Annotated in this window: 12 protein-coding genes and 2 pseudogenes; 8 read left to right on the top strand and 6 right to left on the bottom strand. The window is 65.5% G+C overall.

Annotated elements, in window-relative coordinates; all coding sequences use genetic code 11:
• Nucleotides 1–113: 113 nt before the first annotated feature.
• A complete protein-coding gene (locus BF95_RS09930) occupies nt 114–1,868 on the top strand; it encodes a hypothetical protein (RefSeq protein WP_043151212.1) in 1,755 nt (584 codons plus the stop codon).
• Here the strand turns inward: BF95_RS09930 and BF95_RS09925 are convergent.
• Nucleotides 1,853–2,305 carry a hypothetical protein gene (locus BF95_RS09925; RefSeq protein WP_037478656.1) on the bottom strand — a complete coding sequence of 151 codons (453 nt, stop codon included), beginning with the start codon at nt 2,303–2,305 and terminating at the stop codon, nt 1,853–1,855. The genes BF95_RS09930 and BF95_RS09925 overlap by 16 nt on opposite strands.
• Before the next feature lie 162 nt (nt 2,306–2,467).
• On the opposite strand from BF95_RS09925, the gene BF95_RS09920 reads away from it, so the two are divergent.
• The 4 genes and pseudogenes from BF95_RS09920 to BF95_RS09905 all read left to right on the top strand — a co-directional run bounded on the left by BF95_RS09920 (nt 2,468) and on the right by BF95_RS09905 (nt 6,377).
• Nucleotides 2,468–3,139 carry a spermidine synthase gene (locus tag BF95_RS09920; protein ID WP_043151210.1) on the top strand — a complete coding sequence of 224 codons (672 nt, stop codon included), beginning with the start codon at nt 2,468–2,470 and terminating at the stop codon, nt 3,137–3,139.
• Nucleotides 3,140–3,210: 71 nt separating this feature from the next.
• A pseudogene (locus BF95_RS09915) lies at nt 3,211–4,836 on the top strand (alpha-D-glucose phosphate-specific phosphoglucomutase).
• A 47-nt stretch (nt 4,837–4,883) separates the two neighbouring features.
• Nucleotides 4,884–5,566, top strand: a pseudogene (locus BF95_RS09910) (DUF2490 domain-containing protein).
• A gap of 67 nt (nt 5,567–5,633) precedes the next feature.
• Entirely contained in the window at nt 5,634–6,377 is a 744-nt protein-coding gene (locus BF95_RS09905) for a 2OG-Fe dioxygenase family protein (RefSeq protein ID WP_043151206.1), read from the top strand.
• Here the strand turns inward: BF95_RS09905 and BF95_RS09900 are convergent.
• The 3 genes from BF95_RS09900 to BF95_RS09890 all read right to left on the bottom strand — a co-directional run bounded on the left by BF95_RS09900 (nt 6,372) and on the right by BF95_RS09890 (nt 8,760).
• Entirely contained in the window at nt 6,372–7,178 is an 807-nt protein-coding gene (locus BF95_RS09900; protein ID WP_051519947.1) for a sugar phosphate isomerase/epimerase family protein, read from the bottom strand. The two genes, BF95_RS09905 and BF95_RS09900, sit on opposite strands and share 6 nt — an antisense overlap.
• Nucleotides 7,175–7,978 (bottom strand): SDR family NAD(P)-dependent oxidoreductase, encoded by an 804-nt coding sequence (locus tag BF95_RS09895; RefSeq protein ID WP_043151233.1) that lies wholly within the window; start codon nt 7,976–7,978, stop codon nt 7,175–7,177. The genes BF95_RS09900 and BF95_RS09895 overlap by 4 nt, the downstream gene beginning before the upstream one ends.
• Nucleotides 7,979–8,052: 74 nt before the next feature.
• Entirely contained in the window at nt 8,053–8,760 is a 708-nt protein-coding gene (locus BF95_RS09890; protein ID WP_161774265.1) for a TetR/AcrR family transcriptional regulator, read from the bottom strand.
• Nucleotides 8,761–8,864: 104 nt separating this feature from the next.
• Here BF95_RS09890 and BF95_RS09885 point away from each other — a divergent pair, with 104 nt between their 5' ends.
• From BF95_RS09885 to BF95_RS09875, 3 genes are read left to right on the top strand one after another with little or no spacing between them, the layout of a single operon-like run.
• The gene (locus BF95_RS09885) at nt 8,865–10,178 is read left to right on the top strand and encodes an aromatic ring-hydroxylating oxygenase subunit alpha (protein ID WP_043151203.1); all 1,314 of its coding nucleotides are present in this window, start codon (nt 8,865–8,867) and stop codon (nt 10,176–10,178) included.
• Complete coding sequence (locus BF95_RS25570; protein ID WP_051519945.1) at nt 10,171–10,695, top strand: nuclear transport factor 2 family protein; 525 nt, start codon at nt 10,171–10,173, stop codon at nt 10,693–10,695. The genes BF95_RS09885 and BF95_RS25570 overlap by 8 nt, the downstream gene beginning before the upstream one ends.
• The gene (locus BF95_RS09875; protein WP_043151201.1) at nt 10,692–11,705 is read left to right on the top strand and encodes an NADP-dependent oxidoreductase; all 1,014 of its coding nucleotides are present in this window, start codon (nt 10,692–10,694) and stop codon (nt 11,703–11,705) included. Before BF95_RS25570 ends, BF95_RS09875 begins: the two co-directional genes overlap by 4 nt.
• A gap of 22 nt (nt 11,706–11,727) precedes the next feature.
• Here the strand turns inward: BF95_RS09875 and BF95_RS29005 are convergent, their stop codons facing one another.
• A complete protein-coding gene (locus BF95_RS29005) occupies nt 11,728–12,528 on the bottom strand; it encodes an RHO alpha subunit C-terminal catalytic domain-containing protein (RefSeq protein WP_235209673.1) in 801 nt (266 codons plus the stop codon).
• The gene (locus BF95_RS29000) at nt 12,498–13,064 is read right to left on the bottom strand and encodes an aromatic ring-hydroxylating oxygenase subunit alpha (RefSeq protein WP_235209672.1); all 567 of its coding nucleotides are present in this window, start codon (nt 13,062–13,064) and stop codon (nt 12,498–12,500) included. Before BF95_RS29000 ends, BF95_RS29005 begins: the two co-directional genes overlap by 31 nt.
• Between the last annotated feature and the right edge of the window lie 67 nt (nt 13,065–13,131).

Here is a 13,131-nt window from a genome sequence, read left to right as displayed (position 1 = left end):
CTGCGCGGGCTGTTATGGACGGCGATGGAACGCCCGCCCGCCCGTCCCGCCCGCCGCGCCGCACCCGATGCCAACGGCACGCGCTATCTCCGTGCGATCGAAGGGGCTGCCCCATGACCATCGAACGGATCGTCGCCGCCTTACTGATCCTTGCTGTAGTGATGGCCTCGCTGCGCCTGATCCTGTGGCAACGATCGAGTCCGTCCGCACCCTGGCGACTGGCGGCGCTGCTGCTGCTGCAGCCGCTCTGCGCGGTCCTCCTGTTCCTGACGCTCTACCCGCCGCCCACCCCGACGACGGGCGACACGCTGCGCATCGCGACCGCCGGAACGCCGCGCCTTGCTGCGGCGACGCCGGGCGCGCCGCTCGTCATCCTCCCCGAAGCCGGCGACATCAGCGGCGACGAAAGCGCCCCCGACCTCGCCACCGTGCTGCGCCGTCATCCCGCTGTCGGCACCATCACCGTGCTGGGCGAAGGCTTGGCCGCCCGCGATCTGGAGACCGCCCGCCGCGTCGCCATTCGCTTCACCCCGCCGCCGCCACGTCCCGGCATCAGCCACATCGCTCCCCCGCGCAGCGTCGCGCCGGGCGAAGCGTTCCGCGTGGGTGGCCAGCTAACCGCCCTCCCCCGCGCACCCATCGACCTCCTCGACCCCGCCGGGCGCGTGACCGATAGCGCCACGCCCGATGCGAACGGCCATTTCACCCTGACCGGCACGGCCCGCGCCGCTGGAACCACCGCCTTCACCCTGCGCGTCCGTGCAGGCCAGCGCGTGGTAGAAGAAGCCGCCGTCCCGCTGCTGGTGAAGGACGACGCTGCTCCCCGCCTGCTGATCCTGGCCGGCGCACCGGGGCCGGAGGTCAAATATCTGCGCCGCTGGGCGACCGACGCGGGCTTTGCCGTCACCACGCAAATGAGCGCGGGCGGCGGCATCGCACTCGGCGATCCTGCCATCGCCATCAACGGCGCGACGCTGCGGCGCTTCGACCTCGCCATCGTCGATGATCGCAGTTGGGCGGCGCAGCGCGGCGTCTTGCTCGGCGCAGCGCGCGAAGGACTGGGCCTGGTCCTACGCCCCAGCGGGTCGATCGACGGCACGACACGCGCGCAATGGCGCGCCTTGGGCTTTGGCATCGGCGGCGGCGATCTCACCCCCATCGCCCTGCCCAAAGTCGCCGCGCCCGCGCTAAGCAGCACCCGTCTCGGCATCGGCAGCACGGACGCGCCGGTCGATATAGCCACGCCCGACGATCTCCTGCCCGATATCAGCCGCCTGCCCCTCACCCCCGCCGCGCAGGCACCCACGCTGTTGCAGGACGCCAGCGCCGCACCCCTGGCCCAGTGGCGCGCGATCGGCACCGGGCGCATCGCCCTGTTCGCGGGCGTGGACAGCTATGCGCTGACCCTGACCGGCCATCGCGCGCTGCATAATGATTGGTGGAACGCCCTGCTGCGCACCGTCATCCGCCCGGCCTCCGGCATACAACAATCTGGCCTGATCGGCTGGGCGAACGAGCGCCTGACCCTGTGCGGCCTGTCCGCCCCGACACCGGTCGAGCGCCCCGATGGACGGCGCTCCACCCTGTTGCCGGTGCAGGGATGCGCGGCGTTCTGGCCCGATAGCGCAGGCTGGCATCGGACAGGCACCGGCCAGTCCTTCTATATCTATCCCACCCAAGCCCTACCCGCGATGCGCGCCGCGCACGACCGCGCCGCCATGCTCGCGCTCCGCCCACCAACCGCCAGCGACAGCCGCAATGACAGCGCGCCCGGCCCATCCTGGCCCTTCGCCCTCGCCTGGCTGATCGCCAGCGCGCTACTCTGGCTATTGGAACGGGCGCGTCGCGGCCGTCAGTCGGCCATGTAGAAATCGCGCAACGCCCGCGCATCATGCAGGGCGTTGTGCGGCACCCGGCTATTGGCCGCCGCGCTGAACCCAGCCGCGTTGATCAGTTCGAGCCGCAACCCGAAATCCACCCCCGCCATCTGTCCCGGCCCGGTCACCAGCAACGCGCAGAAATGCGCCAGATCCTCCGGCCAATCGGCGATGATGACGGGATCGCTATCCCCCTCCAGATAGGCCGCGACATGGTCCGCCGCCTCCACCCGGTTCAATTCCAGGTCGATGCCCGGCGGCACATGGCGCAGATAGGGGACGACATGCTGCGCCACCCAGGGTTCGACATCGTCGGGCAGCGGCAGCGAGACGTAGAATTCCTCATCATCCGCATGTTCGGGCACCAGCGCCACGCTGATCAGCACGCCGCCAAAGCCGTTAAATTCGGTGTCGAGAAAATAGCGCATGAAAAGAAGAACTGCCTTGTCGGTGTCGGATAGGACAGGGCCGATAGCATCGCCGCCGCCCACATGCCATGCCGGGGATGCGCCGCGCGACGCGCCGTAGCATTTGCGCGACGCACGCCAAACTGCCATGCGCGCCACAATGCCATCACCAAAGGATCGATCATGACGCCGCGCGAATTTCTGGGGTCCGCCGCCGTGCCCGGGGGGCAGGAACTGATGCTGTACCGGCGCGGCGGCGATTTCATGATCGTGCTCGACCGCAATGAATTGATGAGCAGCCGGATGAGCGGCTCCGAAAAGGCGCTGGCGCTGATGACGATCGAGCGGCTGGCGGGGCGCAAGGCGCCCCATCTGCTGATCGGCGGCTATGGCATGGGCTTCACCCTGCGCGCGGCGCTGGGCGTACTGGATCAGGATGCGCGGATCACGCTCGCCGAACTGGTGCCCGAAATCATCGACTGGGCACGAGGACCAATGGCGGAACTCGCCGATGGCTGCCTCGATGACCCGCGCGTCGATCTGCTGATGGGCGATGTCGTACCCGTCATCGCGGCGGGCCGGGCCTGCTATGACGCCATCCTGCTCGATGTCGACAATGGCCCGGACGGCCTGACCGCCGCCGCCAATGATCGGCTCTACAGCGCGACGGGGCTGGCGGCGGCACGTTCGGCGCTGACCCCAGGCGGCATCCTCGCGGTCTGGTCGGCCGGGTCGGACGATGCCTTCACCCGCCGCCTGACCAGCGCCGGATTTGCGGTCGATGAAGTGGTGGTGCGCGCGCGCGACAATGGCAAAGGCCCACGCCATGTCATCTGGTTTGCACATAAGCGTTGAACATGCTGGATTGAAAAGGCCCGTCCAGCCGGGCCATAGCATAATAGCCGACACAAAAGGGGGATAGCCGCATGATCCAGACCGTTTCGACCCAGCCCTTCACCGACCAGAAGCCCGGCACGTCGGCCTGCGCAAGAAAGTGCGCATTTTCGCGCAGCCCCATTATGCCGAAAATTTCGTCCAGTCTGTGTTCGACAGTCTCGACGGTTTTGCGGGGCAGACCCTGGTCGTCGGCGGCGACGGGCGCTATCTCAACCGCGAAGTCATCCAGATCGTGCTGAAGATGGCGGCGGCCAACGGCTTTGGCCGGGTACTGGTGGGCCAAGGCGGCATATTGTCCACCCCCGCCGCCTCCCACCTCATCCGCGCATCGGGGGCCTTTGGCGGCCTTGTCCTCTCGGCCAGCCACAACCCCGGCGGCCCCGACGAAGATTTCGGCATCAAATATAATATCGGCAATGGCGGCCCCGCCCCTGAAAAGGTGACCGACGCGATCAATGACCGCACACTGACGATCGACAACTACACGGTCCTCGAAGCCGCCGATGTCGATATCGACACGCTCGGCACCAGCCTGCTGGGCGGCATGACCGTCGAGGTGGTCGATCCCGTCGCGGCCTATGCCGACCTGATGGAAAGCCTGTTCGATTTCGCCGCGATCCGCGCGAAGATCGCGGACGGCTTCACCCTCGCCTTCGATTCGATGAGCGCGGTGACTGGCCCCTATGCGGTCGAGATTTTCGAAAAGCGGCTCGGCGCGCCACAGGGCACGGTGATGAACGGCACGCCCTTGCTCGACTTTGGCCATCATCATCCCGACCCGAACCTGGTCCACGCCAAGCAACTCTACGACCGGATGATGGCCCCGGATGCGCCCGATTTCGGCGCAGCGTCCGACGGCGATGGCGATCGCAACCTCATCATCGGGCGGCATTGCTATGTCACGCCCTCCGACTCGCTCGCGGTGCTGGCGGCCAACGCCCATCTCGCGCCCGGCTATGCGGCGGGCCTTAAGGGCATAGCCCGCTCCATGCCGACCAGCGGCGCGGCCGACCGGGTGGCCGAAAAGCTGGGCGTGCCGCTTTATGAGACCCCCACTGGCTGGAAATTCTTCGGCAACCTGCTCGACGCCGGCATGGCGACCATCTGCGGCGAGGAAAGCGCGGGCACCGGCTCTGACCATGTGCGCGAAAAGGACGGCATCTGGGCGGTGCTGCTGTGGCTCAACATCCTGGCCGTGCGCGGCCAAAGCGTCGCTGCGATCATGGCCGATCATTGGGCGACCTATGGCCGCAATTATTATGCCCGGCACGATTATGAAGCCATCGCCAAGGACAAGGCCGACGCCTGATGGCAGCGCTGCGCGCCTCGCTCGACCGCCTGCCCGGCACGACCAACAGCGGCGGCACGATCCAGAGCGCCGACGATTTCGCCTATACCGACCCCACCGACCAGTCGGTCAGCTGCAACCAGGCGTCCGCATCCTGTTCACCGACGGATCGCGCGTGGTGTTCCGCCTGTCGGGCACCGGCACCGAAGGGGCGACCCTGCGCGTCTATCTCGAACGCTATGTCGGCACCGACGGCGACCTTGGCATGGCAACGGGCGACGCCCTCGCCCCGCTGATCGCCGCCGCGCAGGAAGTGGCCGACATTGCGGGCTATACCGGCATGGACCAGCCGAGCGTCATCACCTGACACCCATCGACGCTGACCCAGCGCCAATCTTAGTGAAGGAGCGCCCCATGCGCCGCCTACCCCTCATCCTGTCCGCGCTATTCATCGCTGCCGCAACACCGGCCCAGGCGCAGACCAACCAGGACGAACAGGTCTGGCTCAACCTGACCGCCATGGGTTCGGTGAAGGGCGATCTCGTCTATCTCGCCGAAATCCAGCCGCGCATCGGCGATGGCGCGTCGCGGGTCAATCAGGCGATCTTTCGCGGCGCGCTGGGCTGGAAATTATCCCCCAGCGTCACCGTCTATCAGGCTATGCCCATATCATCTCGCCGGTCGAAGGTGGCACGGATCTTAAAGAGGATCGCAGCTTCCAGCAGCTTAGCTGGACGCTCGGCAAACCCTGGGGTGGCGAACTCTCCTCCCGCACCCGGCTGGAACAGCGCTGGCGGTCGGACGGCGATGACATCGGCTGGCGGGTACGCGAGATGCTCCGCTACGAAAAGCCGCTGCGGCCAGGCAGCGATAAAGTCAACGCGCTGGTCTATGCCGAAGGTTTCGTGGCGCTCAACGACACCGACTGGCGCGTGCAGAGCGGCTTTGACCAGGCGCGCGGCTTCATCGGGGTGGAATTGGGATTGCCGGGCGCATCCACGGCGGAGGTCGGCTATCTGGCGCAGGTGATCGATCAGCGCGGCGGACGCACCGCGGTCAATCATGTCGCCTCGCTGACGCTCTTCTTCCGTCCCTGACACGCGCAATCCGGCTGGCGGGAAATGGCCCTGTCCCTCGTTGAAAGGGAACAGTATGGCCACTTGCATGATCGAACCCCCGCCCTTGCCGGATAGCGCCCTGCGCGATGCCATGACCCATAGCGGCTTTGCCCGGCTGGAGGGTGCCGAGACGGTCGCCCTGCTCGACGCCGCCCCTGCGGATTGGCGCGCCTTCGCCGCCAGTTGGAACGACCTCGGCCCCGATCTCTACATGGCCGATGGCGGCCGCTATCGCCGCCGCCGCCACGCCGTCTTCCTGTGCGACCATGGCCGTTTCGCGCGCATGCCGCACCAGCCCCATTATCAAAGCCGCGACTATAATCGGCTGAACGGCGACGTGCAGCGCTGGTTCGATCCGGTCGAACAGGCGGTCATCGACAATCCGGTCTGCCAGGCGATCTTCGCCCTGTGCGCGGCGCAGTTCGATCCCGCCGCAACCGGTCGCTGGCATGTCGAAATGCACCAGTTCCGCATCGAGGCAAAGCCCGACGAAGTCGGCCGCCCGACCCCCGAAGGGCTGCACCGCGACGGCGTCGATCATGTCTTCGTCATGCTGGTCGAACGCAACAATGTGCGCGAAGGCGTCACCCGCATCGGCGCGCCCGACGGCACGCCGCTCGGCGAATTCATGCTGGCGCAGCCGGGCGACGCGATGCTGATCGACGATCGCCGCATCCTGCATGGCGTGACCGAAATCCACCCGCACGACCCCGCCCGCCCCGCATGGCGCGACGCGCTGGTGGTGACCTTCGCCGCCCTTAGCGCAGAGGAAAGCGCGCCGCCCTCATAGGCCCCGCCCCGCCATCCAAGCCCGCGTCGTCGCCAGCATCCGCGCCGCTCGTTCGTTGAGATCCGGCCAACCCTCCCGCAGCGCGATGGACCGTTCCTCGACCGCCACCGACAACCCCTGCGGCATCGCATCCAGCAGCCCGCCGATCGGCAATCCCCCCGCGCCCAGCGCCACCCGTCCGTCGATCGCCTCGGTCAGGATCGCGTCCGCATCGGCCGGGTCCGCGCCGGGGTCGGGCGCATCGCATAATTGCACATAGCTCAACCATCCGGGCGGCACCGCCGCGACTTCCGCCACCGTCCCGCCCGACCGCCGCCAATGCAGCGCGTCGATCAACAGCCCCATCGCCGGGTGATCGATCGCGCGCAATATCGCGCTCGCCTGCGCGATCGTCTTGACCTCGGTAAAAAGTCCGAATTCCAGATTGATGCGGATCGCATCCCCCGCCCGTTCGGCCAGCATCGCCAGCTTGTCACGCGTCGCCCCATCGTCGGGATCGCTGCTGACGCACAACACGTTCCGCGCGCCCAGTTCCATCCCCACATCGACCAACCGCAGATGATCGGGGTCGGGCGGCCCCGGCTTGATCCACACCACTTCGATGTCGATCAGCGGCAGGCCGGTGTCGCGCAGCGCCGCCTTCACCTGCCGCGTCGTCGCATCCGTCCAGTCCGCCGCCTCGAACCACATGCCGCCATAATCGAACCCGGCCCGTGCCGCTGCCTCCACCAATTGCAGCGGCGTTGCTTCGGGCATGATGCCCGACGCCATGCACAGCGGCGGCAAACGGTCCCGCGTCACGCCCCGGCGGCAGCCATCGCGGCCGCGACCGACGCCTCGATATCCGCCTTGGTCGGATTGGCGCGCAGCGTCAGCCCGCCATTCACCTGCAAATTCTGCCCGGTCATGAAACAGGCGTCGCTGGCCAGGAACACGCACGCCTCGGCCACATCGTCCGACGTGCCATAGCGCCCCAGCGGATAGCCCTTGCGAAACGCATCCATCAACCCCGGCACCGCCGCCGCATCCGCCGTCATCGGCGTTTCGGTGATGCCCGGCGACACGCTGTTGGCGCGAATGCCCATGGCCCCGAATTCATTGGCGACGGTACGGACCAGATGGTCGGTCCCCGCCTTGGTCGCCATATAGGCGGCATGGTCATGGAACATGATCGTCGCGGTCGCCGAACTGATCTGGATGATCGACCCGCCACCGCGCCGCTCCATCGCCGGGATCAGCGCCTGGAAAAACTGGAACGGCCCGCGCAGTTGCAGCGCATACATGGCGTCCAAATCCGCCTGCGTCGTCTCCAGAAACGGCTTGAGCAATCCCCAGCCCGTCGCGTTGATCGCAATATCCACGCCACCCAACGCCGCTTCTGCGTCGGACACGGCGGCTGATATGCTCTGCTGATCGGTCATGTCGCAGGCGACGGCGACCCCGCCAATCTCGTCGGCAAAGGCGGACAGCGCCTCCGCCTTGCGCCCCGCCACCGCAACCCGCGCTCCTTCGGCGGTCAGGCGGCGGGCGATGACCTGCGCCATATTATCCTTGCCCGCAGCACCGACGATCAGCGCCAATTTGCCGTTCAACCTGCCCATCATCTCTTCCTTTGCGCCTCTATTTTACGCGCCAAGGTAACGGGCCGGGCCGATGCGCCAAACTCGGCTTTATGCTAGGCCACCCGCCCCAGTCCGGTGAAGCCCGCACCCACGAAGTCCACCATCCGCTCGACCATCGCGTCCAAATCGCTGGAACTGAACCGCCCGCCCGACTGGCGATCCAGCATGCCGCTCTCGGCCAATATATGCGTGATCATCGCCTGGAAGAAAAAGAAGCCCCACTGCACATCGCCCTCGTCCATGTCCGGGTGCAGCGCGCGCAACGCCTCGACATAGGCGGCGATCACATCGTCGAAATGCTGGCGAAACGGCGATATGAACGCCTCCTGCTGCGGCATGTTCGCCACCAGCGCCATCAGTCGGATATAATTTTTCCACCCCGCCCCCCCGCGCATCGATCGGTCGACGATCGGCGTGATGAAGGCGCGGATGATCGCGCGGCGGCGGGTCGCCTGATCGCCCGCAACCTGCCGCGCCTGCGTCAGTGCATCGGCCATGCCCGCGACATGTGCGTCCGCCCGCCGGTCGATTACCGCCCCGAACAAATCTTCCTTCGACCCGAAATGATAATGGGTCAGCGCCACCTGCACCCCGGCCTGCGTCGCAATGTCGCGCAACGACACGCCATGATAGCCCCGGATCGAAAAGAGCGACTCCGCCGCGTCCAATATCCTGGCCGCCGTGTCCGGTGCCCGCCGCCGATCGAGTTTGGGCGCTGCCTCCACCCCCTCGATGCCACCTGTCGTTTCCGCTAGTTTCAACGCTTTCCTGCCCATCGGACAGCTATGGCGAAGATGTTGACAGGCAGCAACCGATCGGGGTAAATTTAGTCGATCGTTCAACTAAAAAATAGCGAGAGGGTATCATGACCATCGAGTCTTTCCTGGGCCGCGCCATTGCCGCCTATGATCCGCCCGTGCGCGGTGACCGCATCACGGGCGAACGCTATCATGAAAAACGCTGGGCCGACGCCGAATGGGCGCATGTCTGGACCAAGGCCTGGCATATCGGCGGCATGGCCGCTGACCTTGAGGAAGCGGGCGACTTCCTGACCCATAATATCGGCCGGGAATCGGTGGTCATGCTCTGCCAGGAGGATGGATCGGTCAAAGCCTTCTACAATGCCTGCAAGCATCGCGGCTATCGCCTCGCCTGGACGGAAGTCGGCGGATCGCCCTTCGTCACCTGCGGCTATCATGGCTGGAAATATGCGCCCGACGGCACGCTCGCCCATGTTCAAGACCCCGATGATTTCCCCGGCGGCTCGCCCTGCGGCAAGGTGAAGCTGGAAGAAATTCCCTGCACCGTCTGGGGTGGCTTCGTCTGGTTCACCATGGATCGCGATGCCGCGCCGCTCAAGACATGGCTCGGCGCAGCGGGCGAACAGCTCGAACAATGGCAGATGGGCAAGATGACCCGCGTGCTGGCGCTCAGTTCCGACGTGCCCTGCAACTGGAAGATCATCCGCGACAATTTCAACGAAAGCTATCACCTCCCCAATCTCCACCCGCAAATCGCCGGGTCGATCGACGACGCGCTGGAAGGCACCATCTTCGAGATGAACCCCGAAGGCCATAATTGCATGATCATGCGCGGCCTCAAGCCATCGGGCCGCTATCCCACCTCCGACATCCTCGAAATGCCGCTCGCCCAGGCGCTCGAATATTGGGAGTTGGACCCCAAGGATTTCGAAGGCCGCGCTAGCCAGGCCCGCGACGCCATCCTCGCGCAAAAGCGCAAGCTGGGCGCGGAAAAGGGCTATGCCCATTATGCGACCATGGGCGACAGCGAGATCGTGGATTATCACCACTATACGCTCTTTCCTAACATCACCTTCACCATGTGGCCAGACGGGTTCCAGTTGCTGCGGTCCGAACCGCACCCGACCGACCCGGAACGCTGCATCTTCGACCATTGGTTCATGGCGCATGAAATGCCCGGCAGCGATGTCGTGATGGGACCGATGGGGCCGACCCCTTTCCAGCATGTCGAGCGGGAAAAGATCGAGTTCGGCACCAAGTCGCTGGGCGATGTCGCTGATCAGGATATGAGCGTGGCGATCGGCCAGCAACTCGGCCTCCATTCGCGCGGCTTTACCGGCGGCATCCTGCCCAATCAGGAAAAGCGGGTGCAGATGTTCCATGAAAAGCTGAACGACGTCTGCGGCATCCATGACTGATCCCGCGTTGATCGACGCCCTCGCCGCCAGGCAGCAGATTGCCGACCTGACCGCCGCTTATTGCCGGGGCGTCGATCGCGCCGATGCGGCGTTGCTTGCGTCGCTCTTCCACCCCGACAGCCATGTCGAAAGCGGCCCCTTCAACGGCAGCGGCCAGGATTTCGCCCGCGAAATCTGCGCCATCGTCCACACCGTCTTCACCCAGACCAGCCACGCCAACGCGCATCAATGGGTGGAGGTCGACGGCGACAGCGCGAAGGGCGAAACCTATGTCACCGCGCTCGCCACCCCGCGCGGGCAGGAGGGCGACCCCGTCCATATGCTGACCGGTGGCCGCTATCTCGACCGTTTCGTCCGCACCAACGGCACCTGGCAGTTCATCGAACGGCGCTTCGTGTGCGACTGGGTCGTCCGCCAGCCCGCCGGTGGCGGCGACGACCTCTATGCCGGCTTCCTGCGCGGCGCGCAGGGACCGTCCGATCCCGTTCACACACTCTGGGGAAACACCGCATCATGACCACGACCGTCAATCGCCGTTTCCTCCTCGTCTCCCGTCCCGACGGGTCGCCACGCGAAAGCGACTTCCGGCTGGAGGACAGCCCCGTCCCCGCGCCCGGCCCCGGCGAAATCCTCATCCGCAACCAATATGCCTCGCTCGACCCTGCCATCCGTGGCTGGCTCGACGATGCGCCAAGCTATCTGCCGCCCATAGCGATCGGCGATCCGGTGCGTGCCTCCACCATCGGCACAGTCGAAGCGAGCGGGGTGGATCGCTTCAAGCCCGGCGATTGGGTCATGGGGCTGAACGCGATCGAGGCATACAGCCTCGTCACCCCCAATGACTTCATGCACCCCATCGACGTGTCGGCGGCCCCGTCTGTCACCAGCTACCTCTCCGCCATGGGCGCGGTCGGCCTCACCGCCTGGTTCGGCGTCAGCGACGCGATGCAGCCGCACCCCGGCCAGACCGTGCTGGTCAGCGGCGCGGCGGGCGCGGTCGGCTCGATGGTCGGGCAACTCGCCAAATTGCGCGGCGCGCGGGTCGTCGGCATCGCCGGGGGCTCGACCAAATGTGCGCGCCTGACCGATCGCTACGGCTTCGACGCCGCGATCGACTATCGCGGCAAGGACGAAGCAGGGCTCGCCGAAGCCATCGCCACGGCCTGCCCGGACGGCATCGATCATGTCTTTGAAAATGTCGGCGGCGTCTGCCTCGACGCCGCCTTGCGCCACATCAACCAGGACGCGCAAATCCTCCTGTGCGGCCTCATCTCCGAATATAATGGCGCGCCCCACGGCGCGCGCAACATCTGGCAACTGATCGTCAAGACCGCCACCATGCGCGGCTTCCTCATCGCCCGCTACGCCGACCGCTTCCCCGAAGGCAGCCAGGCCATCGCCGCGCTGATCGGCGAGGGCAAGCTCGTGTTCGATGAACATATCGAACAGGGCATCGACAACGCCTACCCCGCCTTCATGCGCCTCTTCGACGGCACCAACGACGGCAAGATGATCCTGAAACTATAACCAAATGGACATGGGATGGCGCCTATCGCCGTCCCGCCAGATAATCGTTCAACACCTCATGGAAATAGCGAACCCGCGTTTCCTGCGCGCTGAGGTAAGCGTCGCCATAGCCGCGCGAATGCATCCCCCGCTGCATCCCTTCGGCCAGCATCATGTCCTGATAGACGATCTGCCCCTCAATCTCCGGCACGCCCCGGCCATTGTCGAAATCGCGCCAAAGCATGTCCGCTTCGCTGAACGGTTGTGGTCCCGCCATGATCGATTCCACTTCCGTTTGCCCCGCCACCGGAAAGGCCATGCACCACAGATCGAAGGTGCATTTGCCCGGATCATCGGCATGCGGTTCGGTGCGGAAGAACAGGATATTGTCGGGCAGGAAGGAAATGGTGACGTTGGGGAAGATCACCGTATGCGGACTGTCCGTGATCTGCTCATCGTCCATATGTTCATAATGGAGATAGCCCCGCTCGCGCCATAGCCGCCGCTTGGCCGCCTTGAGGTCCAGCCAGCCCTGCATCGCCTTGGTCTCATAGTCCGGGTAGCTGTCCGGGTCGATGTCCCACTGGCGCAAGATATGGTCGAACGGATGCGGCACACCGTCGGGCAGCCGATCGCTGAGCGAGGGCCGCATCGGCTGGACAGTGCGCCCATGGCCTGCTGGATACATTTCATGCCGGGCCGTATCGACATCCTGGTCGATCCATGGCGGCACCTGCGGATGGGCGGTGCGGGTGTGATAGCTTTCGGAGAAATTGTCGGTCGCGAACTTCCAATTGGTGTTGAGGTTGATCTTCATCCAGAACACCCGGACGCCCGTGTCCATCGGGTAATTTTTGTAAAGCTCCGGCATCGCGCGAGATAGTCGAGCAGGTCGGGCGCGGCATCGTCCATCGTGTACCAGACGAACCCACCCCAGGTGGCGCAGCGCAGTTCCTTGAGCGTCAACTTGCCGCAGGGGTTGCCCTGCGGAAAATCATGCGGATCCTGCGCATATTGGAGCACGCCATCCTTGCCCCATTTCCAGCCATGATAGGGACAGGTGAACGCCTCGGCAAAAGCGCTGCCGTTGGTCAGGCGCATGCCCCGATGCCCGCAGGCATTATAGAAGGCCTTGATGCCGCCATCGTCCTGACGAATGCAGATGACGCTTTCATGCCGGAAGTCATGGACGACATAATCGCCCGGCTCCTCCAGTTCCGCCGTCCGCCCGGCGACATGCCAGATCCGGGTCCACAGATGATCCCATTCCTGCTGCATGAAATCCCGGCTGGTATAGCGATCGCCGCTGATCGGGTCGCCCCGCAGAGGCGCAGGGTCGCGACCATCGATGGTCAGCGGATGAATGGCGGGCTGGTCCATGGCGCTCTCCCTTGGCGGCGTTCTCAAAGGGCCAGGATAGGCGTCGGGGCATCACCCGTCGCCTTGC

The organism is Sphingobium sp. Ant17, assembly GCF_000588875.1.
In the GTDB taxonomy this organism is placed as follows: Bacteria; Pseudomonadota; Alphaproteobacteria; order Sphingomonadales; family Sphingomonadaceae; genus Sphingobium.
Note: the sequence above shows the minus strand (reverse complement) of the source record. Positions and strands in the feature narration are given on the sequence as shown.